This is a genomic window from Olleya sp. Ti.3.14, from assembly GCF_038154885.1.
Classification (GTDB): Bacteria; Bacteroidota; Bacteroidia; order Flavobacteriales; family Flavobacteriaceae; genus Olleya.
In genome coordinates this window covers 442,868-467,769 of record NZ_JBAKAO010000001.1, presented here as the reverse complement: position 1 = coordinate 467,769, position 24,902 = coordinate 442,868, and the positions used below count along the sequence as shown (strand labels likewise).

Annotated in this window: 18 protein-coding genes, 1 tRNA gene and 1 pseudogene; 9 read left to right on the top strand and 11 right to left on the bottom strand. The window is 30.9% G+C overall.

Going from position 1 to position 24,902, the window contains the following annotated elements:
• The first annotated feature begins 4 nt into the window (after positions 1 to 4).
• Positions 5 to 469, top strand: a complete 465-nt coding sequence (locus V6251_RS02170; RefSeq protein ID WP_341586853.1) for a pyridoxamine 5'-phosphate oxidase family protein — start codon at positions 5 to 7, stop codon at positions 467 to 469.
• Between the two features lie 65 nt (positions 470 to 534).
• On the opposite strand, the gene V6251_RS02165 is transcribed toward V6251_RS02170, so the two are convergent.
• Positions 535 to 1,305 carry an RNA polymerase sigma factor gene (locus V6251_RS02165; protein WP_341586852.1) on the bottom strand — a complete coding sequence of 257 codons (771 nt, stop codon included), beginning with the start codon at positions 1,303 to 1,305 and terminating at the stop codon, positions 535 to 537.
• Positions 1,306 to 1,497: 192 nt separating this feature from the next.
• Here V6251_RS02165 and V6251_RS02160 point away from each other — a divergent pair, with 192 nt between their 5' ends.
• On the top strand, positions 1,498 to 2,874 hold the full coding sequence (locus V6251_RS02160; RefSeq protein ID WP_341586851.1) for a sugar porter family MFS transporter: 1,377 nt from the start codon (positions 1,498 to 1,500) through the stop codon (positions 2,872 to 2,874).
• 255 nt (positions 2,875 to 3,129) lie between these two features.
• Positions 3,130 to 3,873: a hypothetical protein gene (locus V6251_RS02155; RefSeq protein ID WP_341586850.1), complete on the top strand. Its 744-nt coding sequence runs from the start codon at positions 3,130 to 3,132 to the stop codon at positions 3,871 to 3,873.
• Positions 3,874 to 4,006: 133 nt separating this feature from the next.
• Here the strand turns inward: V6251_RS02155 and V6251_RS02150 are convergent.
• Positions 4,007 to 4,091: transfer RNA gene (locus V6251_RS02150), tRNA-Ser, on the bottom strand.
• Positions 4,092 to 4,297: 206 nt separating this feature from the next.
• On the opposite strand from V6251_RS02150, the gene V6251_RS02145 reads away from it, so the two are divergent.
• From V6251_RS02145 to V6251_RS02130, 4 genes are all read left to right on the top strand, one after another.
• Positions 4,298 to 4,930, top strand: coding sequence for an NAD(P)H-dependent oxidoreductase (locus V6251_RS02145; RefSeq protein WP_341586849.1), 633 nt, complete (start codon positions 4,298 to 4,300; stop codon positions 4,928 to 4,930).
• 67 nt (positions 4,931 to 4,997) lie between these two features.
• Entirely contained in the window at positions 4,998 to 5,465 is a 468-nt protein-coding gene (locus V6251_RS02140) for a thioredoxin family protein (protein ID WP_341586848.1), read from the top strand.
• 107 nt (positions 5,466 to 5,572) lie between these two features.
• The gene (locus V6251_RS02135) at positions 5,573 to 6,766 is read left to right on the top strand and encodes a DegT/DnrJ/EryC1/StrS family aminotransferase (protein WP_341586847.1); all 1,194 of its coding nucleotides are present in this window, start codon (positions 5,573 to 5,575) and stop codon (positions 6,764 to 6,766) included.
• A 40-nt stretch (positions 6,767 to 6,806) separates the two neighbouring features.
• Positions 6,807 to 10,547 carry a DUF3857 domain-containing protein gene (locus V6251_RS02130; protein WP_341586846.1) on the top strand — a complete coding sequence of 1,247 codons (3,741 nt, stop codon included), beginning with the start codon at positions 6,807 to 6,809 and terminating at the stop codon, positions 10,545 to 10,547.
• 70 nt (positions 10,548 to 10,617) lie between these two features.
• Here V6251_RS02130 and ribB read toward each other — a convergent pair whose 3' ends face one another.
• Genes ribB through tpx form a run of 6 tightly spaced genes read right to left on the bottom strand, consistent with a single transcriptional unit; the run spans position 10,618 to position 17,991 of the window.
• A complete protein-coding gene (gene ribB / locus V6251_RS02125; RefSeq protein ID WP_292944677.1) occupies positions 10,618 to 11,772 on the bottom strand; it encodes a 3,4-dihydroxy-2-butanone-4-phosphate synthase in 1,155 nt (384 codons plus the stop codon).
• A gap of 50 nt (positions 11,773 to 11,822) precedes the next feature.
• On the bottom strand, positions 11,823 to 13,985 hold the full coding sequence (locus V6251_RS02120) for an LptF/LptG family permease (RefSeq protein WP_341586845.1): 2,163 nt from the start codon (positions 13,983 to 13,985) through the stop codon (positions 11,823 to 11,825).
• Between the two features lie 6 nt (positions 13,986 to 13,991).
• Positions 13,992 to 14,627, bottom strand: coding sequence for a LolA family protein (locus V6251_RS02115; RefSeq protein ID WP_341586844.1), 636 nt, complete (start codon positions 14,625 to 14,627; stop codon positions 13,992 to 13,994).
• Positions 14,628 to 14,639: 12 nt separating this feature from the next.
• Positions 14,640 to 17,063, bottom strand: a complete 2,424-nt coding sequence (locus V6251_RS02110) for a DNA translocase FtsK (protein WP_341586843.1) — start codon at positions 17,061 to 17,063, stop codon at positions 14,640 to 14,642.
• A 60-nt stretch (positions 17,064 to 17,123) separates the two neighbouring features.
• Complete coding sequence (locus V6251_RS02105; RefSeq protein ID WP_341586842.1) at positions 17,124 to 17,492, bottom strand: diacylglycerol kinase; 369 nt, start codon at positions 17,490 to 17,492, stop codon at positions 17,124 to 17,126.
• Positions 17,485 to 17,991, bottom strand: a complete 507-nt coding sequence (tpx, locus tag V6251_RS02100; RefSeq protein WP_292944692.1) for a thiol peroxidase — start codon at positions 17,989 to 17,991, stop codon at positions 17,485 to 17,487. The genes V6251_RS02105 and tpx overlap by 8 nt, the downstream gene beginning before the upstream one ends.
• A gap of 214 nt (positions 17,992 to 18,205) precedes the next feature.
• Between tpx and katG the strand changes: the two genes are divergently transcribed.
• Positions 18,206 to 20,437: a catalase/peroxidase HPI gene (katG, locus tag V6251_RS02095; protein ID WP_341586841.1), complete on the top strand. Its 2,232-nt coding sequence runs from the start codon at positions 18,206 to 18,208 to the stop codon at positions 20,435 to 20,437.
• A 173-nt stretch (positions 20,438 to 20,610) separates the two neighbouring features.
• Positions 20,611 to 21,078, top strand: coding sequence for an ankyrin repeat domain-containing protein (locus tag V6251_RS02090; RefSeq protein ID WP_341586840.1), 468 nt, complete (start codon positions 20,611 to 20,613; stop codon positions 21,076 to 21,078).
• A 507-nt stretch (positions 21,079 to 21,585) separates the two neighbouring features.
• On the opposite strand, the gene V6251_RS02085 is transcribed toward V6251_RS02090, so the two are convergent.
• From V6251_RS02085 to V6251_RS02075, 3 genes and pseudogenes are all read right to left on the bottom strand, one after another.
• On the bottom strand, positions 21,586 to 23,088 hold the full coding sequence (locus tag V6251_RS02085) for an aldehyde dehydrogenase family protein (RefSeq protein ID WP_341586839.1): 1,503 nt from the start codon (positions 23,086 to 23,088) through the stop codon (positions 21,586 to 21,588).
• Between the two features lie 207 nt (positions 23,089 to 23,295).
• Positions 23,296 to 24,128: pseudogene (locus V6251_RS02080) on the bottom strand (helix-turn-helix domain-containing protein).
• Between the two features lie 50 nt (positions 24,129 to 24,178).
• Positions 24,179 to 24,901, bottom strand: coding sequence for an SIP domain-containing protein (locus tag V6251_RS02075; protein WP_341586838.1), 723 nt, complete (start codon positions 24,899 to 24,901; stop codon positions 24,179 to 24,181).
• Between the last annotated feature and the right edge of the window lies 1 nt (position 24,902).

The window sequence follows — 24,902 nt, the reverse complement described above, 5'->3', positions numbered from 1 at the left end:
CATTATGTTTAAAAATCTAGAAGAAAAAGAAATAGAATACATTTTAGAAAACAATTATATTGGACAATTAGGTTATATATATAACAATACACCGTTTGTAATCCCAATAACTTATTTTTTTGATAAAGAAAAGCATGCAATTATATGTTACTCTGGAGATGGTCATAAAATGAATGCTATGCGTAAAAATCCAACAGTGTCAATGTTGGTTTCTGATGTAGAAAATGTTACTAATTGGAAATCTGTATTAATACACGGTAAATTTGAACAACACTTTGGTAGTGATGCTAAAGCCTATTTGCATAAATTTTCTTTGGGAATAAAAGATATTATTTTAGAAAAAGAACATAGTAAAGCTAACTTTATAAGTGATTTTTCTAGTAAAATTTATAAGGATGATATTCCTGCTGTGTTTTTAATTAATATAGAAGCTATAACAGGAAAAAAAAGATTAGACTTTAAAGCCTAATATTAAAATAGAATATAAAAAAAGAGCTATTTACTAATGGCTCTTTTTTTTAAATTAAAATCGGATTAATTATTTAAATACCTATTAAATAAGCTAATTTGTAAAGCTTTTTTAGCATCGCTAAATAATTTTTTAACTTCAGTAATAGACAATTTTCTAACTATTGCAATCTCTTCAAAGGATAAATGCTCATTAGTAAATAGCTCAAAAACTTGACGCATTGCATTTGGTAAATTTCCAACAACAAAAGCTGTATGTTTTTTTGCTTCATCTTGTTTTAAATGCTTATCAATTTTATTAATAAAATCGACTTCATTCTCTTCAATAAAAATAGGTTTTAATTCGTAGTCATTATGATTGTAAGAGCTATCAGACAACTCCTCAATTAACAATAAATCACCATCTGCATCCTTAGTATATTTTTCTTCCATAGCATCCCATTCAGGTTTAGAATAGGTATCAATATTTTTAAAAAACAACTCATTAAATTCTTCTTCAACTTTAATATCTTCCATTATTTGATCAACTTTTAAGTATAACCAAGCATAAAAGTCTTTTTCATGTTTAACGTCTTCAATATTATCGTAAATTTCTATAAAAAGTTGATCTATTATATCATCACCTTTATATTTTCCTTTGGAAAAATGTCCTTGACTAATATAAACATTAAGTTGTCTATTAATGTAATTCCGTAAAGCAGGTAATATTTTTAGAACTAAATTATTAAAGGCATCTTTATCTCCTTCATTTTTAAATTGAAGAAGATCAGAATGTGATTGTTTAACAAATAATCTAAATTCATTTTTACTTTGATAATACTTGATATTTGTATTCATAATAATAAGTTTACTATAAAATTACTTAAAATCTATACATTAAAACATGATATTAATCACATAAAATAATCTGTTAAGATTACTTTAATAATACAATGCTTACAATTAAAAAAACTACCCATACAAAAACCAAACATGTTGAATTTATTATCAATTTAATAGTATATTTATTGGCTAACAAAAATTATTTAAATGAAAAAAAGTGTTTTCTTACTTCTAATTGCAGCTGTATCAGCATTAGGAGGTTTATTATTTGGTTATGATACAGGTGTTATAAATGGCGCTCAATATTATCTTACAGAACATTTTCAATTAAGCGATGCTTTAAAAGGATGGGTTGTTGGTAGTGCACTATTAGGTTGCTTTGTTGGAGCAATAGTAGCAGGACCATTAAGTATAAAAATAGGTAGAAAATGGTCTTTAATTATTTCGGCATTATTATTTACACTATCAGCATATGGTTCTGGCTTACCAGAAATTTTTCCACAATCAGTTAGTATGCTAGTATTTTTTAGAATTTTAGGAGGATTAGGTATAGGTGTAGCATCTATGAATGCACCAATGTATATAGCAGAAATTGCACCTTCAAACATAAGAGGTCGTATGGTTACGTATTATCAATTAGCGATAGTTATAGGCTTTTTTGTAGTGTTTTTAGCAACTTATTATATAGGAAACAATTTAACAATAGCCGAAAACATAGAATTTGGATGGCGTCGTATGTTTTGGTCAGAGTTAATACCAAGTGGCTTATTTTTAATACTATTATTTTTTGTGCCTAAAAGTCCAAGATGGTTAGCTTTAAAAGGAAAAGATAAAGAGGCATTAATTGTATTAGAGCAAATTAATGATGCCAAAGTAGCGTCTAAAGAGATGTTACAAATAAAAAAATCTTTAAACCAAAATAACGATGGTATTAAGGTTAGTTATTTTTCTAAAGCTATATTAATAATCATAGCAATAGGTACTGCTTTGTCTATGTTGCAACAATTTACAGGTATAAATGCAGTGTTATATTATGGTGCAGATATTTTTGAAAAAGCCTTAGGTTTTGGAAAAGAAGATGTTTTAGCACAACAAATATTATTAGCATTTGTCAACTTAGTCTTTACTTTTGTAGCCATGTTTACGGTAGATAAGTTTGGACGTAAACCTTTATTGTACATAGGGTCAATAGGGATGATAATTGGATTTTTGCTATTAGGAGTTACATTACAACAAAAAAGTGTTGGTATGTTATCTTTAATAGGAGTTTTAATTTTTATTGCATCTTTTGCATTATCAATGGGACCAGTAGTATGGGTGTTATTGTCAGAGATGTTTCCAAATAAAATACGTAGTGTAGCTATGTCAGTAGCTGTAGCAGCACAATGGGCTGCAAATTATGTAGTTTCTCAATCATTTCCAATGGTTATGGGAAGCGAGACTAATAATAGTGCTCCATGGAATGGCTCTTTACCTTATTTTATATTTATTGCTTTTATATTAATTATAGTGTACGTAACCTATAAATTTATACCAGAAACTAAAGGTAAATCTCTAGAAGAGATTGAAGGGTTTTGGGAGTAATGTCAAAACTTATAATTTTAAAAAGCCATAACAGAATAGACGTTATGGCTTTTTTTTATGTCAAAATCTAATAGAATAAATAGTATGGTTTTTATAAAGTATTAAGACTAATAATTTCATCACATTTTTTGTCACAACTTTTAAGTATGTTGTATTAATAAGCTTATTTAAGAAAATTTTAATGTAATAATTAAATTATTGATGCTTAAATACACTAATTTATAGACTTAATTATAATATCTAAAACAACTTATTATGGATGATCAAATGCATTTGGCAGCTCAGTATTTAGCTGCAGCTGGAATTAGTTTTCTTGAAAAGAAAGACGACGACAGTCACACAAATTTTGGATTTAGTATAGCAGATAAGTGTTTATATACGCATTCACTTTCTATAAACGAAGATGTCTTAGGTTTAGATTACGACAACTTCGCATTAGTATGGAAGTCTAAAAAAGGTATAATAAGTTTTAGTTTGGATGGTGTCTCGCATAGCACTATCCTAAAGTGGCTTTCGGATATGTCTAAAAGCAATCTTAATAAGTTGTACACCTATAAGTTTCATTATACGTTGCCATATAGTATAAACGCAAGTTACACTTTTAAATTGTCTAATTTAGATCGTCTAAAAACATTGACAGCTCAACGTGTAATGGCAGAAAAAGTTATTGAAAGTATAAAATCAAATTATAAATTGGAAGCACCTTGCAGAGTATGGCCTCATCATTTTGATACTGGTATTTATGCAAAGATACCAGATACTAATTTAACCATTGGTTTAGGACTAGCGATTCCGGATAATGTATCTAAAACCCACTATTTTTATATCTCTGGATATAAAAATGATAAAATAATTAAACCTTATAATTTTAGTGAATTAACAATAGGAGAGTGGAAAACAGAAGATTTTACAGGTGCAATTTACGAATTGTTGGACGTAAATATAAATGATGCTATATCATTTTTTAAAGAAGCAATTAAGCAATTTAAATCAAAATAGATGTAATAAAAATATCAATAACCATAAGTAAATACGTGTAATAGGTTTTTCAAAAAAATATAGATCTCTGTGTAATTGATAAAATCAAAAGTTGAAATAATAAAAAAGCCTTACATAAAATGTAAGGCTTTTGCGGAGAATGAGGGATTCGAACCCCCGGAGGTGTGACCCTCAACAGTTTTCAAGACTGCCGCATTCGACCACTCTGCCAATTCTCCTTGAGTGTCTCATTGGATATCCTCCAATTGCGAGTGCAAATATAGATATGATTTTAGTTATTTTCAAATAAAAAATGCATTATTTTTTAAAAAGTTGTTTATCAATATGATAACAAGTAATTAAATCTTACATTATTTAAAAATCTATAGGGTTTTATGTGTTTTGCATGATTGATAAGCTTTATTTTTGCTTAAAAAAGGATATTATGGATATAATTGAAAAACTTAACTGGAGATATGCCACCAAAAGTTTTGATTCAAAAAAAATAATTGCACAAAGTGATATTAAAATTTTAACTGAAGCGTTTAATTTAACTGCAACATCTTATGGTCTTCAACCAATAAAGTTATTAGTTATAAAAGATAAAACTTTACAAAAGCAATTAGTGCCTTTATCATTTAATCAAAAACAGGTGCAAGAAGCTTCTCATTTATTTGTGTTTTGCATTGATTCAAAAATGGATACACCTTTTGTTTTAGATTATTTTAATAGAGTTAAAGAAATTAGAAACACTCCTAATGAGATTTTGGATCCATTTAAAAATTTTTTAGTTCAGGATTTTGATGCTAAAACTCAAATTGATAAAGAAACTTGGGCCTCTAAACAAGCTTATTTAGCTTTAGGAAATTTAATGACGGTTTGTGCGTTATTAAATATAGATGCTTGTCCTATGGAAGGGTTTTCGACTAAAGATTATGATGCTACTTTAAATTTAGAAAAGTTAAATTTAAAATCTGTACTTATTATGCCAATAGGATATAGGGCTGAAGATGATTTTATGTCTAAACTTAAAAAAGTTAGAAAACCTATTGAAGAAAGCGTAATTATTTGGAAATAGAATTTCGTGGCAAGATTATTGTTAATTCAGTAAAAAGAATATTTTTGTAAAGCTTAACACACACAATATGAAAAAAATAATATTTTTATTTGTCTTATGTATCTCTTTCACTGTTTCTGCTCAAGAAGAAGACGAAGACATGTCAAACTTAAATTGGTTGACGGATTTAAATGAAGCAAAGTCTGAGGCTATTTCATCTAAAAAACCAATATTAATTTACTTTACAGGTAGTGATTGGTGTGCACCTTGCAAGATGTTGAAAAAAGACTTTTTTAATACAGAAGCTTTTGAAGAAAAAGCAGAACAGTTTGTGTTAGTTATGATTGATATGCCAAGACGTACAGATATAATTTCTGAAGAACAACAAAAGAAAAACAATACTGTGGTTAGTAAATACAATACCAATGGAGGTTATCCAAATTTAGTGGCATTAAACGATCAATTAAATATTATAGGCGAATTATCTGGTTATACCTTTTTACGTGAAACAGACAGACATTTTGCTTTTATTGAATCTATTTTAGAAAACTACTAGTATAATAAATACCATCTATAGTTATTAAAGCGTCTAAATTAATATTTAGACGTTTTTTTTATTGCTTATTTTCTGTTAGATTTGGAATATTAACAAATATTATACAGATGCCAGGATTTGAAAGCTTTGGAGCTTTAGAGAGAAAAGAAGTAGAGGATGTTTTAGATAATGGTGTTTTGATGCGCTATGGTTTTGATGCCATGAGAAATGGACATTACAAAGCACAATCTTTAGAAGGCGAAATTCAACATACATTAGAAGTTAATCACGCACAATTAGTTACCAATGGTACAGCTGCTGTATCTGTTGCGTTAGCGCTAGCTGGTATTGGAGCAGGAGATGAAGTTATTATGCCTTGCTTTACATTTGTAGCTAGTTTTGAAGCTATTATGATGTTAGGCGCAATCCCTGTTTTGGTAGATATTGACGATACGTTAACCCTTAACCCTGAAGCTGTATCTAAAGCAATTACCAGCAAGACTAAAGCTATAATGCCAGTGCACATGTGTGGAAGCATGGCTAATTTAGATGCTTTGATGGCTATAGCTAAAGATCATAATCTTAAGCTAATCGAAGATGCTTGCCAAGCTATTGGAGGAACTTATAAAGGAAAATATCTTGGTACTTATGGTGACTTAGGATGTTTTAGTTTTGATTTTGTAAAAACAATAACTTGTGGAGAAGGTGGAGCAGTGGTTACTAACAATGCACAATATGCTAAAAACGCTGATTTGTTTACCGATCATGGTCATGATCATATTGGTAGTGATAGAGGAGCAGAATTACATCCATATTTAGGATATAACTTTAGACTATCAGAGCTTAATGCAGCTGTAGGATTGGCTCAAATAAGACGATTAAAGGATTTTATCGCTATTCAGAAAAAAAACTACACAATATTAAGGGAAGCACTGTCTGTGTTTCCGGAGGTGACTTTTAGAACGGTTCCAGAAGGAGGAGAAGAAAGTTACGCGTTTTTAAACTTTTTCTTACCTAATTTAGATACTGCCAGAAAAGTAGCTTCTACTTTTAAAGAAAGTGGTGTTGATGCTTGTTTTCATTATTATGATAATAATTGGCATTATATTAGAAAATGGGAGCATTTAAAAGATATTAAAACCTTGTATCCAGTATCTAACGACGTTAAAAAAGGTTTAGCGTACTTGCAAACTAAAACATTTGATGCTTCAGATCATTTTATTGGTAGAAACATATCTTGTTTGATAAAGTTATCTTGGACCGAACAACAAGTCCGTGAGCGTGCTCAAGTTATGGTAGACGCTATAAAACAATCACTATAATCTTTAATTTATTATCACAATCCCTTAAACCAACCACTAAATGAAAAAATTCGCTATACTATTTATTTTGCTAAGCTTTTATTCGGCTTTAGCCCAAGATAATTATGATCAATTTTGGCAAGAGTTATTAAGTAATAATCGTGTTTCTGCTACTGAAACATTAAAGAATGTTAATGACAATACTATTCAAAATCTTATTGTTAATGAAATGCTTAGGGTAGAGAATGGTCAATTTAGAACTAATAAAGAGTTTTTGCCTGCATTTTTAAATGATGCAGATTATCAGTATTACTTATATGCACTTTGGAATGAAAATTATTTATTTAATACGTATCTAGAAACTGGTTTTAATAGCAAAAATATAGGAGCAATTCAAAGCGTTGCTAAAAAAAATCCCACTCATAGCACTATCAAAGATGCTATAATTTACCTAGAGTCTGTTTTAGCAAGAGACAGTAAAGACTGGAAGACATATAATTCTAAAATGAACAATATACCATCGTTTAGACATTGGCAGTATTGTGGTGTTTTTGAAAACTTAAATAAAAGTGGTCTTGATCGTGTATATGGTCCAGAAACAAACGCTAATAGTGATGCGCCTTTTGATGCAGAAAGTAATGGTTTTGTTAATTGGTACACTGCAAAAAACCAAGAAGAGGCTTATCAGTTTTTTACAAATCATGAAGAGTATGGCTCTGGTGTTAATTATGCGCAAACATTTGTTACTGCATCACAAGACGAAACAGTAATTTTACGTATAGGAAGCGGATCTGCTTTTAAATTATGGTTAAATGATGTAGTAATTTTTGAAAACAAACAAGACGTCGTTACAGACCTAGATGCGTATCAAGTCAAAGTAACGTTTCCTAAAGGTAATAATAGGTTATTAATAAAAACCGCAGAGAGTGATTATGGTAGCTACTTTATAGTTAGTCCATTAAATTTAGATGGCTCACATAATACTAATCTAAAAGATACTGCAAGCTATGCTGACTATAATAAAAGTACTGTAAGTCAACTAAATGCAAAGCCAATTACTAATAGTTTTGAAGCTTATTTTTTAAATAAACTTGACCAAAACCCAAATAACTTTTTTAATGCCTATTGTTTAGTAAAAACGTATTTAAGAAACTCTAAATATGAAGAAGCTAAAAAAGTATTACAACCATTTTTAGAGCAATATCCAAAAAGCTCTTTATTAAGAAAATTAATGATTTCTGTGTATTCTTTAGAAGAAGATTATACTAGCATACAAGAAATTAATAAAAATATGGAACTGGATGACGACTCCTATTATCTACCAGTTTTATTAAAAGTGATGTTGTTTGACGAGTTGACTAGAATGAGTCTTACTGAGTTAGAAGAATACCTTGAGAAACTTAAAAAAACTATTGATTTAGAAATCATGCACGAAACTGCAGATTTTATCTACAATGCACGTCAGGAAAATAAAGCTAAAGTCAAAAAAAACCTAGATAAGTTAATGAAAATGGCAGATGGTAATACTAAGTTAGTATTACGTTATGCACCTTTATATGCGTCATTGTTTGAAGAGGAAAATAAGACCATTAGTATATTAGAAGATTTAGAAAAAAGCACCTTTGACTTAGCTTTAGTTAGACAGCTAGTGTCTTATTACGATAGACGCAATCAAAAAGATAAAGTCATGGATATGCTGACCAATGAGATTGAATATCTAGGGACAGATAATTATTACTTAAGATCAATTATTAATAAATTACATCAATATCAAAAACATAAAGAATCTTTAAAATATATTGATCAAGGATTATCAAATTTTCCAGATTCGTTTGTTTTTCAAGAGTTAAAAGGAGATGCTTTACTTCAAATAGATAAACAAAAAGCAATTACTGCGTATCAAGCATCATTGGCTCACAATAGCAACGATAAATCCCTAAGAAAAAAATTAAAAGATTTAAATAACGAAAATAACGTTTTAAAAGATTTAGTAACAGAAGATGCTTACGGATTAATTATGGACACTAGAGGTAAGATTTTAACCAATAATTATGGGTTTAATATATTACATGATAATAGTACTGTAGAGTTGTATAGTGAAGGTGGTGGTAATTATAGATCTGTTTTTATCTACGAAATTACTTCAGACAATGGAGTAGAACGTTTTAAAGAATATGATTTAGGTTTAAGCGGAACATATAATATTAATAAATCAGAAATTGTTAAACAAGATAAAAGCATCGTACCAGCAGATAAAAGTGGATCTAGCTTAGTATTTAACGGATTGTCAATTGGTGATGTTATTTATTTAGATTACGAATATTCGTTTTCTAAGTCAGGTCGTTTTTACAAAACGTATTCTGACCGTTTTATGTTAGGTTCTTTTCATCCTACTGCCTCTTCTTCAGTTAAAGTAATTGCGCCAAAAGATTATAAATTAAATTATAAAAGTGTTAACGGTAATACACAACCTAAAATAACAACTAAAGGTGATTCTAAATTATACGAATGGACTATTTTAAATAATCCAGGATTACCTCAAGGTGAAGACTATATGCCAAGCGATAGTGATGTTGCAGAGTATGTTCACTTTAGTACAATAGATAGTTGGAACGAAATTTCTATATGGTATTCTGACCTAGTTAGAAGTGTTATGGAGGTTAACGCGACTGTGCAAGATACATTTGATGCATTATTTCCGGAAGGTTACAAGCATTTATCAGAAGACCAACGTGCTAAAATTATCTACAATTATATACGTAATAATTTTACCTATAGTTATGTTAGTTTTAGACAAAGTGGATTTGTACCACAAAAACCATCTAAAACTATTAAAACTAATTTAGGAGATTGTAAAGACTTTTCTACTTTATATGTAACGTTGGCTAAAAAAGCCGAGTTAGACGCTAATTTAGTACTTGTTTTAACCTCAGATTACGGTTATAACAGTTTAGTATTGCCTAGTACAGATTTTAATCACTGTATTGCAAAAGTTAAAATTGATGGAAAAGATCAGTTTTTAGAATTAACAGATAAGTATTTACCGTATAAATCTTTACCAACATCATTAAGAGGTGCTACAGCTTTAGAGATTCCTTTGGATAGAAATGATACTAAAACGTATGATTTATTTAAATTAAATAATTTATCAAGAGAGCAAGCGGTCTCTAAAAACTTAGTTACATTAAATATCGATAATTCAAAAATTGGTATGGTAATAGACTCAGAATATAGAGGTCATATTAATTCTTATTATTCTAGTGTATTTGCAGAGCCAAATGCAGAGGTTGTTAAAAAATCTGTTTACGAAGATTATGATAATAGATTATCAGATGACTTTACTTTAAATAGTGTGAATAATATAGAAAGACTTAATGATGACATGTTGATTAAATATACATCAGATATGACATTAAATAAAAAAATAAATAAAATAGGATCTACTAATGTGTTGCAATTACCAATGGTATCTAATCCTTATACCAATAGTATTGTTAGTTTAGAAAAACGTGAGCATGTAATTGATTATACATTATACGAAAACATGGATGTTTACCAAGTAGACTATATTGTTAATATCCAAGCCGATCAGTCTTTTACTGAAATTCCTGAGAATGTTAGTCTAACTTTTAAAGACCATTCCTATAGCATAAGTTATAGTAAGTTAAAGGCTAATCAATTAAAGGTTGAAATTAAATCAAAGCCTTCAATGGAACGTATTCAAGCTGCTGACTATCCAGAATTTAAGACCTATGTCAAAAATGTATTAGATGCACAAGATACTTTTATAGGATATAAGTAGTAAAATAACATCTAAAAAAAGCTCCAATTAATAAATAATTGGAGCTTTTTTTTTGTGATAAAGTTATTAATTAATAACCCACGTATTCTATAATTTCTAAACCATAACCAATCATACCAACACGTTTTGTTTGCTGAGAGTTAGATATTAATTTTAGTTTATGAATATTTAAATCATGTAAAATTTGTGCTCCAATTCCAAAGTCTTTACTATCCATTGCAATAGCAGGAGCTTTAGCAACAGTGTTTGGCTTTTGCGCGCTTTTTAAAACAGACAAGCGTTGCAGTAAATTCATAGATTCTGCTTGTTGGTTTATAAATAATATAGCTCCACGACCTTCGTCATTAATTACACGGAACATATCATCTAATTTCTCGTCTGCGTTATTGGTTAACGTACCTAATATATCGTTATTTACTAAGGTAGAATTAACTCGTGTTAAAACGGTATCTTCACTAGTCCAATCACCTTTAGTTAAAGCTATATGTACTTGGTTATTTGTCGTTTGTTGATAAGCTCTTAATCTAAAACTACCAAATCTAGTTTCAATCTGAAAATCTTCTTTTTTAGCAATTAAAGAATCATGATCCATTCTATAGGCAATTAAGTCCTCAATGGATACTAGTTTTAAATCAAACTTTTTAGCAACTTCAATTAGTTGAGGTAAGCGAGCCATAGTACCATCTTCGTTCATGATTTCGACAATAACTCCAGCAGGTTGTAAGCCTGCTAATCTTGCAAAATCTATAGCAGCTTCCGTATGACCTGTTCGTCTTAAAACACCACCTTCTTTTGCTACTAAAGGAAAGATATGACCTGGTCGTGCTAAATCAAAAGGTTTAGTGTCCGGATTAGTTAATGATAGTACGGTTTTTGCTCTGTCACCTGCAGATATTCCTGTGGTTACTCCATTTCCTTTTAAATCTACAGATACTGTAAAGGCAGTTTCCATATGATCGGTATTGTTAGTAACCATCATATGTAAATCTAATTCTTCACATCTATGTTCTGTTAAGGGTGTGCAAATTAATCCTCTACCATGAGTAGCCATAAAGTTGATCATCTCTGGCGTAACTAATTCTGCAGCAGCTAAAAAATCACCTTCATTTTCTCTGTCTTCATCATCGACTACGATAATAACTTTTCCTGCTTTTATATCTTGAATTGCTTCTTCTATTGTATTTAATTGAAAAGAAGTTTGTCGTTCTGTTTTTGTAGTAATCATAACATTTGTGTTGTACTGCAAAGATATTGCATATTTCTTAGTTAGTATAACTAAGTATCTAGTTTTTGAGTTCTAAAGTAATGCGTGTAAGGGTAAAAAACAGCTCCTAAAACGGTAACTAATGAGTTGTCTTTTACTAATATTATTTTAAGTAGTTTTCTGTATTCAAGGGTTGCTTTAATATAATTAAAAAGAAACACTAAAAATGAAATTGCACTTATCTGAATACTAGCTTGTGAGAATACAGGAAGCTTGTTGTTTTTAAACACAAAAAATAAAATAAATAATACTAACGCGATTGTAAAAAACACGTAACTTAATTTAGATATTATTTTATAATTTTTAATATCACTAGCTTCCAAAGTAATTGGAGTAGTGGTTGCTATGTCTTCTAATGTGCTATTTGGTAAGATATTATAATCTGTTCCAATAGTAAGTTTTTGAACTCTTAATATATATATTAAAGGATAAATAACTATACCTATAATGGTTTGTATTAGAGGTTCTTTTTTATCAGAAATTAGGCTGTGTAACTTATTAAAGCTTAAAGTTGATTTTATATAATTAAATAAAAATACAATAAATGAAACTAAACTAATCTGTATTCCAGCTAAAGCTACAACTGGTAATTTGTTGTTTTTAAATACAAAGTATAAAATAAATAAAGCAACACTAATTATGTAAAAAGTAATACTAAGTGTTGATAATGTTTTATAGCTAGTTTTTTCGGTTTCTGGCAGATAGATTGTATCAGAGCTTAATGTGTCAGCTGTTATTTTAGTTTTACCAAATTTGGCATTATACCAATTTTTAACAGGAACTGTAATATGGTCAAATTCAAAAATACCTCTATCTTGAGTTGCGCGTTTAGTCAAAAATATACTTAAAGGTAACATGATTAACGTTGAAAACCAAGCAGAGAGTACAGGGTTTAGTTTTCCGTTTTTAGCACTATTTTCGGCAAATAAACCTATAAAATGATAACTTAAAAACAAGACTATAGCAATAACCATTGGTAAACCTAAACCTCCTTTACGTATTAAGGCACCTAATGGAGCTCCAACAAAAAACAGAATAATGCAGGCTATACCTAATGCAAATTTTTTGTGCAATTGTATACCATGTTTATAAATATTAGAGTTCTTTATTTGTAAAGCTGTGGTCTTAGATTTTAATATCTGTTGAGTACTAGATACACTATTAACTGCATAATCTAATACTTGTATTTTACGTTTGGTATTAAAAATGTCTAAAATATCTCCACCATAAATACTATCTTTTATGGATTTGATGGTCAAATTTAAAGTTGGTAAATTAGTCCTATTATATATGGTGTTGGAAAACTCGCTAACCACGCCATTACGTTCTGTTTTAAGCGAGTCTATTGTGTAATTTAACTCTGATACGTTAAGCATCGTGTATTTGTTCTCAACATTTTTTTGGTCTAAATCAATATTATTTAATTCAGATAAATCTAGAGATAAAATATGCTTTTTAAATTCGGCTTTACTAAAAGGTTTCTTGTTTCGTTCTTCCGCTTTTCTAGGTGGTGTATCATCGTAATAATATCCATCATACAAAACTAAATTAAGCACGTTTGAATCCTCTTGGCTTGCCAATTCTCCATGGTCTGCAACAATTGTGGTAAAGTTACCAGACATGCGACTAGACCCTTTTTTATGTATTGTTATACCTTTAAGAAATTTACCATTTTTACCAGACTTTTCTTCAACTTTAATATTAAAGGCATCACCTATATCGTTAAATTGACCTTCTGCTATAATCATAGCAGGTTTTACATTAGCAATGTTTCTTCTTAAATTAAAACTATTATATTCTGCCCACGGAATAACATTATTACTAAAAAAGAAGGTTAATACACCTAAGCCTACAATAAATAGACCTAATCCAGACATGGCACGTTGTAATGAAATCCCTGTAGACTTCATTGCAGCAAACTCATAGTTTTCAGCAAAATCACCAAAAACCATAATGGACGCTAACAAAATTGTAAGCGGTAAAATTAACGGAATAAGGGTAGGAGTGATATACATTAAAAACTTTAAGACGGTAACAATGTCTAAGTCTTTTCCTGCTAACTCTTTAATGTATAGCCATATAGCCTGTAAAACAAAAATCAGCATGAGTATTACAAACACGCTGATAAAGGTTTTAAGATATGTAGTTAATATGTACCTATCTAATATTTTCACTTAGAATTAATCCAGTTTATTGATGTAATAGTCCTTAAATTTATTTTTGTCAAAGGTAAATAAGGATTTTGATAAAGTCTCATTAGTTTTAAAAGAATTAACAGTCAAAGTTGTTTTTGTTCCGTTATTTCCAACCTCTATTAATCTATAGATGTGTTTCGTCTTAGTATCAATACCTAACAAAACATATTTAATTTCGGAATTAGAATCCATTGGTGTTAGTTTAACATATTGGATTTTTCTACCATTAACATCTTGTACAATATCCATTTTAAAAGTAAAACCTTCCTTGTAAAACGTTAACATTTTACTAGGTGTAATCGTGCTTTCATCTTGATCACTTCCTTTAGATACAGTAACCTCTTCATCTTCTGGGCTTATACTATATATATTTTGACCATCATAAATACGCGTAATACCTAAAATATTTAAACGGTATTTATCACCTTCCATAACAACGTCACCTTTGGTTTCTTGTTTTATGTTTTCTTCAGTATTTTCTAAAACGTATTTAAAAGCAATAGAAATATTGTTGTAACCTTTAGCTTTGTTTGAAACTTCGTTTAAAAGTTTATTTGCTTGGTCATCCTGCGCAAAAATGCTACTTGTAGCTAATAAAAATAATACTAATAATTTTTTCATTTTAAATGTAATTTATTTTTTTTCGTTTTCTAATAGTTGATCAAGAGCTACTAAATCTACAACTAAAACCTGTCTTGCTTTACTACCTTCAAATCCGCCTACAATTCCTGCTGCTTCTAATTGGTCAATTAAACGACCTGCACGATTGTAACCTAATTTTAATTTACGTTGTAATAAAGAAGCAGACCCTTGTTGAGCTGTCACAATAATTTCGGCAGCATCTTTAAATAAAACATCTCTTTCAGATATATCTATATCAAGACTTGTGCCACTTTCTTCACCAACATACTCTGGTAATAAATAAGCATCTGGATAAGCCTTTTGATTACCAATAAAATCTACAATTTTTTCAACTTCTGGAGTGTCAACAAAAGCACATTGGATACGTATCATATCATTACCTTGTGTATATAACATGTCTCCACGTCCAATTAATTGATCTGCTCCACCTGCATCTAAAATGGTTCTAGAGTCTATTTTACTAGATACTCTAAACGCAATACGTGCTGGGAAGTTAGCTTTAATTATACCTGTAATAACGTTTACAGAAGGACGTTGAGTTGCAATAATTAAGTGAATCCCAATTGCACGAGCTAATTGTGCTAAACGAGCAACAGGTGTTTCTACCTCTTTTCCTGCGGTCATAATTAAATCTGCAAACTCATCGACTACTAAGACAATATATGGTAGGTAAGCATGACCTTCGTTTGGATTTAATTTACGCGCTTTAAACTTGGTGTTATATTCAACAATGTTACGACATAGTGCGTTTTTAAGCATTTCGTAACGATTATCCATTTCTATACACAGCGAGTTTAATGTGTGAATCACTTTGGTATTGTCTGTTATAATAGCTTCAGCCTCATCCGGAAGTTTTGCTAAGTAGTGTCGCTCTATCTTATTAAATAAGGTTAACTCTACTTTTTTGGGATCGACTAAAACAAACTTGACTTCAGCAGGATGCTTTTTGTATAATAACGATGTTAGTACAGCATTTAAACCTACCGATTTACCTTGACCTGTTGCTCCAGCCATTAGTAAGTGTGGCATTTTAGCTAAGTCAATGACTAAAGTTTCATTACTAATTGTTTTACCAATTGCTATTGGTAAATGCATTTCGGTTTTCTGAAATTTTTGAGATGCAATTACAGAGCGCATGGAAACGATGGTTGCATTTTTATTAGGCACTTCAATACCAATGGTTCCTTTTCCAGGAATTGGTGCAATAATACGTATACCTAAAGCAGACAGTGATAAAGCAATATCATCCTCTAAATTTTTGATTTTTGAAATTCTGATTCCAGCTTCCGGAACAATTTCATATAACGTGACTGTTGGTCCAATGGTAGCTTTAATACTAGCAATTCCAATTTTGTAGTTATTTAAAGTGTCTACAATTCTATTTTTATTTTCTTCTAATTCTTCTTGGTTAATGGTAACCCCTTCATTATCATATTTTTTTAATAAATCTAAAGGAGGAAATTGATATTTGCCTAACTCTAAAGTAGGGTCAAACTGTCCAAAGTCTTCCACTAACTTATTAGCAAGATTATCTGTTTCGGATATTTCTTCTTTAACAGTTTCTACCTCAATTTCCATTTGAGGTTCTTCTATTTCAATTTTAGGTGTTGTTATTTCTGTTTTTATTTCTTTTGAAGACACCTCAGGAGTACTAACTTCTTGAGTTAATTCTATATTATTTGTGGTTTCTATTTTTGAATGGTTTGAAATTGTAGGTTCTACTTTTTTATCCACTTCAAATGCAGATTTCATAGCTTCAGCTTCGTCTGAATACGAATTATCTACAGGAACAAAATCATCTTTAAAATCGTCCTTAATATTCTTTCTAGCATTTTTAAAGATAGCTGCTATGCGTTGTGGTGTAAATTTTAAACGAATGGCTAAATAGCTAATAAAAGCAAAAGCTAATAATAATATAGTTCCAATTTTACCAACATAATCTTGGAAAAAGCTATTAATTTCAAAACCAATAGTTCCGCTTAATACATCATTTTTATGAGCAAAAAAGCCAAATAAAACTGAAAACCAAATAACAACTAAAATGCCCCAAAACCAATGTTTACGTAATTTAGTTTTGTTTAGGTCAGTAAGCACGTAGACTCCTGATAATAAGGTAAGACCAGAAAATATAAAAGCTGCTATACCAAAACCACGTTGGATAAATAAATCGCTAATCCAAGCACCTAGTTTACTTAGCCAATTTTGGGTTTCTACCTCTCTTGAAGAAAATTCGGTTAAGGCACTTTGGTCAATTTTACCTGTAAATAAATAGGACAAAAAGGATATAAAAAACAAGACACCTAAAATTATTAAAAAGCTACCTAAGACTAGTTTTTGCTGACTAGTTAGGGTTAAGTCAGGTTTTTTAAAACCGACTTTCTTTTTTGTTTTAGTTTGTTTTTTTGCTTTCGCCATTTTTGGGTTTAATTTGCGTAAAAATACAAATAGTTAACGTTTATCCTAATGGATAATTGTTTAAAATAGCTTTGGGATATAAATAATCAAACCAATGATTGTAGCAGCTATGGATGCAATAAAAACAGCACCTGCAGCAATGTCTTTAATAAAACCAATTTTTTCGTGATGTTCTGGATGTATAAAATCTGCAATAGCCTCAATAGCAGTATTCACACCTTCTACACTCATGACCAAGCCTATGGCAAAACACTGCATAATCCACTCAGTAGAGGAGATGTTTAAAACAAAACCAGTGATAGTAACAATAATAGCAATACAAAATTGTATTTGTATACTGGCTTCTGTTTTTAAAAGTAAGAGCATGCCTTTAAAGGCATACCCAACACTTTTTAAACGATTAATTATAAATGGTTCTTTTTTACTCATCTAATAATGCGTAAAGTGACGCTTTATAGTTAGGCTCGTCAGCCACTTCTTGTACTTGTTCTGTATATTGTACAATTCCATTTTCATCTAAAACCACAACACACCTAGAGTGTAACCCTTCAAAAGGACCAGATGCAAATTCTAAACCATAATCTTTACCAAATTGTCCAGTTTTAAAATCAGATAACATCATAACGTTATCAATACCTTCTGCACCACAAAAACGTGCTTGAGCAAATGGTAAATCTCTAGAGATACAAAGTACTTTAGTATTATCCATCTCTGCAGCTTCTTTATTAAACGATCTTACAGAAGTTGCGCATGTACCAGTATCTACACTCGGAAAAATGTTTAATACCACTTTATGACCTTCAAAGTCCGATAATTTTTGAGTCGATAAGTCGCTAAGTGTTAAAGTAAAATCTGGAGCTTTTTCTCCGATTTTTGGTAATTGTCCTATAGTTTCAACAGGAGTGCCTCCTAATGTTATTTTAGCCATTTTTATTGATTTTTTTGTTAAGCAAGTAAAAATAAGTAATAATGAGGTGTCACAATCAATGTTAGCAAAATTTTATCAAATAATTTTAAACTATTGAATTTTATATAGTCGATAAGCAAAACCTATTCTAAAATAGTAACAATCAATTTTTTTAATAGTAAATTTATAAGGTATATATCTAATTTTATCTCAAATTAAATCTAAAATAAATACTATGGAAAATAATCCTCATTCAAGTCATCAGCCAAATGGTAAAAACTTTGATATTAATGAAAGTTCAGCAAATTGCCCTTTTTTAAGTGGTACAGTTAAACATACTTCTGGTGGTGGAGTAAAAAATAGAGATTGGTGGCCAAACGAATTAAAACTAAATATTTTACGTCAAAATGCTTCTAAGTCTAATCCAATGGGAGATGACTTTGATTATGCCGAAGCTTTTAAAAGTTTAGATTATGAGGCCTTAAAAGCAGAACTTACAGCTTTTATGACAGACTCTCAGGACTGGTGGCCTGCAGATTATGGACATTACGGAGGATTAATGATACGTATGGCATGGCATAGTGCAGGAACGTACAGAGTTGGTGATGGTCGTGGAGGAGCAGGAGCTGGAAACCAGCGTTTTGCACCAATTAATAGTTGGCCAGATAATGGTAACTTAGATAAAGCTCGTTTATTATTATGGCCTATCAAACAAAAATATGGTAATAAAATTTCTTGGGCAGATTTAATGATTTTAGCTGGTAACTGCGCCTTAGAGTCTATGGGTTTTCCAACATTTGGTTTTGCAGGAGGTAGAGCGGATGTTTGGGAGCCTGAACAAGATATTTATTGGGGAAGTGAAACAGAATGGGGAGCAAATGAAGACAGATATAAAGAAGGCGATCTAGAAGATCCTTTAGCAGCTGTAATGATGGGTTGGATTTATGTTAACCCAGAAGGTCCAAACGGAGTTCCAGATCCAATGGGTTCAGCACATGATGTGAGAGAAACCTTTGGAAGAATGGCAATGAATGATGAAGAGACTGTAGCTTTAGTTGCTGGTGGTCACACTTTTGGTAAAGCGCATGGAGCTGCAGATCCAAATAAATATGTTGGTAAAGAACCTCATGGTGCATCAATCGAAGAAATGAGTACTGGTTGGAAAAATAGTTTTGGTACAGGTGTTTTAGACGATACTATTACTAGTGGTATTGAAGGTGCCTGGACACCAAATCCAACACGTTGGGATGCAGATTATTTTGATGTATTATTAAATTACGATTGGGAATTAACTAAAAGTCCAGCTGGTGCACACCAATGGAAACCAACAGCAGAGTCTAATGCCAAACGCGCTCCAAAAGCAGGTGACGCTAACGGAAGACAAGATTTAATGATGACGACTGCAGATATCGCTTTAAAAGTTGATCCTAAATATTTAGAAATTTCTAAACGTTTTCATGCCGACCATAAAGCTTTTGAAGATGCATTTGCACGTGCATGGTATAAATTAACGCATCGTGATTTAGGACCAACGTCTAGATATTTAGGACCAGAAGTACCTAAAGAAGAATTATTATGGCAAGATCCAATTCCAACAGTGGATTATACATTAAGTGATACTGATATCGCTAACTTAAAAGTTATGATTATAGATTCTGGTTTGACAGTTTCACAATTAGTAACTACCGCTTGGGCTTCAGCATCAACATTTAGAGGGTCAGATAATCGTGGTGGTGCCAATGGAGCACGTATTGCTTTAGAGCCACAACGTAGCTGGGAAGTGAATAATCCAACCGAATTAAATAAAGTCCTTGATGTACTAGAAGGTATTAAAACTAAATTTGAAGGCTCTGTTTCTTTAGCAGATTTAATAGTGCTTGCTGGAAATGTTGGAGTAGAAAAAGCGTTAAAAAATGCAGGATACAATCAGGAAGTAGACTTTTTACAAGGTAGAGGAGATGCTACACAAGAGCAAACAGATATCGAGCAGTTTGGGTATTTAGAGCCTTTAGCAGATGGTTTTAGAAACTACATTAAAGGAAACTTAAAAATTGCTGCAGAAGATTTGCTTATTGATAAAGCTAATTTACTGACGCTTTCTGTGCCAGAATTAACTGTTTTAGTTGGTGGTTTACGTGTGTTAGGTGCTAATTACGATGGCTCTAATAATGGTGTGTTTACAGATCATGTTGGTAGTTTAACTAACGATTTTTTCAAAAACATTTTAGACTTTACATACACTTGGAAAGCAACGTCTTCAGACGATAGATTCTTTGAAGGTAGTAACCGTAATACTGGTGAAGTTAAGTTTAAAGGAACTAGAGCCGATTTAATCTTTGGTTCTAACACAGAGTTAAGAGCCATAGCAGAAGTTTATGGCGCAAATGATGGTCAAGATCGTTTTGTAAAAGACTTCGTTGCAGCTTGGACTAAAGTGATGAATTTAGATCGTTTTGACGTGAAATAAAAGACGATAATATATAATACAAAGGAATGGATTTATGTAAAGTCCATTCCTTTTTTATTGATTATTAATAATTTAAATGAATTTTTTTAAGTTGAAACCTAAGGTTTTATATTTTGAATCACATTAAGAATATAGATTCAGACAGCTTTTAATAATAGTAAAAATGAAACAAAATGAATACAGATAAAGTTTTTGAAAGTATTAAAAATAATGATACAGCTACCTTAAAAGCATTATTAAATGAAAACCCAAAATTAGCAGAAGCAAAAGACCAACGTGGATTTACCCCATTAATTCTGGCAACGTATTTTGATAATGAAGATGCAACCAAAGTTTTAGTAGAACATAGTGCGCCTATTAACGCTAAAGATGCGTCTGGAAATACTGCTTTAATTGGTGTTAGTTTTAAAGGAAACGTCGCTTTTGCTAAGTACTTAATTGAAAATGGAGCTGATTTAAATGAAGTCAATACCAACGGGACAACAGCATTGACCTTTGCTACACAATATAATAAAGTTGAGATTGTAAAATTGTTATTAGAGCAAAAAGCAGATACTACCATTAAAGATAACGAAGGTAAGACCGCTTTTGATTATGCAAAAGCTAAGGGTTTTAGTGAGATTGTTGCGCTTTTAGGGTAGTTTTTTATTAGGTTTTAAGTGTGTGCAAGCATACATAATTAAAGTTATAATAATTAAACCATAATTTATATCCATACTTACATAGCAACCGTATTCAGTAAACTAGTATAAATGCTTATCTATTGTATCATGTTTTTTTAGCTTTTAATAACAAGAAATGTATAGAATATCTTTATTTCATAAGGGTATTGTTCCTTCGTGTAAATTAAATATTCTTGTTTTTTCATTTTAGAGCTCCAGTTACTTTACAATAGGTATTAATAGTAACGGAATTTAAAACATTGACCTTTACGACACAAAATAACAAAGGCTAAATAGTAAATGTTTTTTTGATTATAATGCAGATGCTACCTATAAATATTACGATGTTAAGACAGAGTTATATTATGCTAAATTAAAAGATTAAGTAAAATTGTTGATTTTTTTTAAAATAAAAGTAATTTCAATTATTTAAAAAACCTCAGACTTGTCTGAGGTTTTATATAAAAAGCTATAGTTGTTTCTTAATTAAAAGAAGCCCATTGGTTTCTTGTCATAAGAGATTAACATGTTTTTTACAACACGGTAATGGTCTAATGCCATTTTGTGGTTTTCACGACCAAAACCAGATTCCTTAACACCACCAAAAGGTGCGTGTGCTGGATAGGTATTGTATTGGTTTACCCAAACTCTACCTGCTTGTATAGCACGTGGTACTTGATATAATTCGTGAGCATCTCTTGACCAAACACCAGCGCCTAAACCATAAGGTGTATCGTTTGCAATAGCGATCGCTTCTTCCGTAGTTTTAAACGTTGTTAAGGCTACAACAGGTCCAAAAATTTCTTCCTGGAAGACTCTCATTTTGTTATCTCCTTTTAAAACGGTTGGTTGTACGTAATAACCTTCAGATAATACACCTTCATAGTTACCAGCTTCACCACCAGCTAAAACAGCAGCACCTTCTTCAATACCAATTTTAATATAGTTTAATATTTTTTCGTATTGCGCTTTAGATACCTGAGAACCAATCATTGTTTCTGGATCTAATGGGTTTCCAGGTTTAACTAATTTTAAACGTTCTTGCATTTTTTCAACAAAACGATCTGCAATAGCTTCGTGTACTAAAATACGAGAAGGAGAGGTACAAATTTCACCTTGATTTAAAGCAAACATTAATGCACCTTCAATAGCTTTGCTAAAAAACTCATCGTCTTGTGCTGCTACAGATGGAAAGAAAATATTAGGCGATTTACCTCCTAATTCCATAGTTACAGGAATAATATTTTCGGCTGCATTATGTAATACAGTGCGTCCAGTTTCTGTAGATCCTGTAAACGATAATTTTGCAATACGTTTAGAGGTTGCTAATGCTGCACCAGCTTCTTTACCAAAACCAGTAACAATGTTTAACACACCTGCTGGTAAAATATCACCAATAAGTTCCATTAACATTATTACACTTGTAGGTGTTTGTTCTGCTGGTTTTACAACTGCTGTACAACCTGCAGCTAAAGCTGGAGCAATTTTCCAAGCTAACATTAAGATAGGGAAGTTCCATGGGATAATCTCTCCAACCACACCAACAGCTTCGTGTAATACGATACTTACTGTGTCTTTGTCGTGTTCAGAAATACTTCCTTCATCTGCACGAATTACACCTGCAAAATAACGGAAATGATCAATACAGTAAGGAATATCTGCAGCGCGAGCTTCACGAATTGGCTTACCATTATCTATAGTTTCTAAGGTTGCTAAATACTCTAAGTTATCTTCCATAACCTGAGCAATTTTTAATAACGCATTGCTACGTTCTGTTGCAGACGAGTTGCTCCAAGCAGGAAACGCTTCGTGTGCTGCATCTAAAGCAAGATCGATATCTTCTTGTGTTGATCGTGCTGCTTGTGTAAATACTTTACCATCTACAGGAGATCTGTTTTCAAAATATTGCCCTTTTACTGGGTCTACAAATTTTCCTCCGATAAAGTTTCCATATCTTTCTTTAAATTCGGGTTTTGTTACATTTGCCATAATTATAAGTTTTTTTAATGTGAATATATGCTTTGTGACAAGCATTTTAATTATGGTACAAAGATAGAATGGAGGAGAGGCTTTGTATTTATTGATATGGTTCAATAACTTATGAAAACAGTCCAAATAGTGAGACTTGGTGTTAAATGAGTCTTAATTAATTATTAAAAACATGATTATCAGCACTTTAAAATAAAATTGAAATATTTAAATTTCGGTTGGACTAATTCCGAATTTGTTTTTAAACGCCACACTAAAGTTAGATAAGTTGTTGTAACCGACTTCTAGATAGATATCAGATGCTTTTAAATCGCCTCCTTGTAGTAATTCTTTTGCTTTTTGCAAACGCTTATCTTTTAACCATTTTCCTGGAGCTTCTTTATATTCAGCATTAAAATGTCTTTTAAAAGTCGATAAACTCATATTGCATAAAAAGGCAATTTCTTCTAATTTTAAGTTAGAGTTCACGTGATCTTCTATAATGTTTTTAAAAGGAGACACTTCTTTAGAGATTAAGGCGTGTAGATAATGCTCAAATTCGCTGCCATATTTGTCTAGTAAATACAATAATATTTCGTCAAATTTAAGCGCTAATATTGCATCACAATACGGAAAATCTTCAAAAGTAATGGAAGATAACGAACTTATAAAAGACGCTATATAATCATCATTTTCTATTACAAAATAGGGCACCTTTTCTTGGTAAGGCTTAACGTCTTTGGTGTACTTACTTAAAAAATCGGTTAGTTTTTTTCTGAAAAAAAGAAGAGTTTACAATAATAAATCGCTTCCGTGTCTAATAACTCTGTCCAAAGCCAGTTTCCTTTTTTTAACAATAATGATTGCTCGCTATTAACTGCTTTAGAGGTGTTTGCAAAATGGACTTGCTTTTTACCAACTTGTAGAAAACTAAACATATTCATGCTTAAATTTACTTTGCTTTTAACAACATCGCTGGTCATTTTAAAATCGTACACAAAAATGTCCTTACTTTTGGAAGGATTGTCAAAGTAGATTTCTGGAATGTTTTCTATTGCCATTTTGTTGTTAATTGGAGATTACAAAGTTACTAAGCTATTTTTTATGTCTGTTATTCTAAACCTTTTTTCTCAGGATTCCAAAACGGTTTAGTTTTTATAAGTTTGCTGTCCCAATGTAATTCTTTTCTGAAATAATGATTTAAAGCAATACAAACTCTACTATCTCCTGCAATATATACCATTTTTTTTCCTTTGAGATTTGGAAGTTGCTCCTTTACTTTTAGTAAAATACTATCGATAGCATTTTCTTCTAATTCATAAAAATTAAAAGGTTTAGTATCATCTACATCCTCAAATAAATCAGTTAGTGTATTATTATAAATAATGCTTTCTACCTGCTTGTTTTTTAAACCATTGTTTATACTATATAAATGTGATAAAGCAGATAAATCTCCAATCATTAAATAACTTTCAGCAGAAGTATCTAATGTAAAAGCACCTTTTTTTGTTTTGTAATAAACCGTATCACCAACATTACAATCTTTTACCCATTGTGCTCCAATACCATTGCTATCCGTAGCTATAGCTAGACTAATTGTATTGGTGTCTTTATTTATATCCCAAATGGAATAACTTCTTACCATATCTTTTTTTGTATTGGTGTTTGTGCCAATACCAATACCTAATCGTATAAAATATCCAGGAATAAAATCCATAGCTTGTACAGCGTCACTTGTAATGATTATTTTATAAACGCTATCTGTTAGCCTTATTTTGGATGTAATCTGGCCTTTATTCATTATTTTTTTCATGATGCTTTCTAATAGTGCCATA

Bases quoted from the DNA above. Each gene is read 5' to 3' on its own strand.
- V6251_RS02170 (WP_341586853.1), top strand. From the start codon at position 5: ATGTTTAAAAATCTAGAAGAAAAAGAAATAGAATACATTTTAGAAAAC.
- V6251_RS02165 (WP_341586852.1), bottom strand. From the start codon at position 1,305: ATGAATACAAATATCAAGTATTATCAAAGTAAAAATGAATTTAGATTA.
- V6251_RS02160 (WP_341586851.1), top strand. From the start codon at position 1,498: ATGAAAAAAAGTGTTTTCTTACTTCTAATTGCAGCTGTATCAGCATTA.
- V6251_RS02155 (WP_341586850.1), top strand. From the start codon at position 3,130: ATGGATGATCAAATGCATTTGGCAGCTCAGTATTTAGCTGCAGCTGGA.
- V6251_RS02145 (WP_341586849.1), top strand. From the start codon at position 4,298: ATGGATATAATTGAAAAACTTAACTGGAGATATGCCACCAAAAGTTTT.
- V6251_RS02140 (WP_341586848.1), top strand. From the start codon at position 4,998: ATGAAAAAAATAATATTTTTATTTGTCTTATGTATCTCTTTCACTGTT.
- V6251_RS02135 (WP_341586847.1), top strand. From the start codon at position 5,573: ATGCCAGGATTTGAAAGCTTTGGAGCTTTAGAGAGAAAAGAAGTAGAG.
- V6251_RS02130 (WP_341586846.1), top strand. From the start codon at position 6,807: ATGAAAAAATTCGCTATACTATTTATTTTGCTAAGCTTTTATTCGGCT.
- ribB (WP_292944677.1), bottom strand. From the start codon at position 11,772: ATGATTACTACAAAAACAGAACGACAAACTTCTTTTCAATTAAATACA.
- V6251_RS02115 (WP_341586844.1), bottom strand. From the start codon at position 14,627: ATGAAAAAATTATTAGTATTATTTTTATTAGCTACAAGTAGCATTTTT.
- V6251_RS02110 (WP_341586843.1), bottom strand. From the start codon at position 17,063: ATGGCGAAAGCAAAAAAACAAACTAAAACAAAAAAGAAAGTCGGTTTT.
- V6251_RS02105 (WP_341586842.1), bottom strand. From the start codon at position 17,492: ATGAGTAAAAAAGAACCATTTATAATTAATCGTTTAAAAAGTGTTGGG.
- tpx (WP_292944692.1), bottom strand. From the start codon at position 17,991: ATGGCTAAAATAACATTAGGAGGCACTCCTGTTGAAACTATAGGACAA.
- katG (WP_341586841.1), top strand. From the start codon at position 18,206: ATGGAAAATAATCCTCATTCAAGTCATCAGCCAAATGGTAAAAACTTT.
- V6251_RS02090 (WP_341586840.1), top strand. From the start codon at position 20,611: ATGAATACAGATAAAGTTTTTGAAAGTATTAAAAATAATGATACAGCT.
- V6251_RS02085 (WP_341586839.1), bottom strand. From the start codon at position 23,088: ATGGCAAATGTAACAAAACCCGAATTTAAAGAAAGATATGGAAACTTT.
- V6251_RS02075 (WP_341586838.1), bottom strand. From the start codon at position 24,901: ATGGCACTATTAGAAAGCATCATGAAAAAAATAATGAATAAAGGCCAG.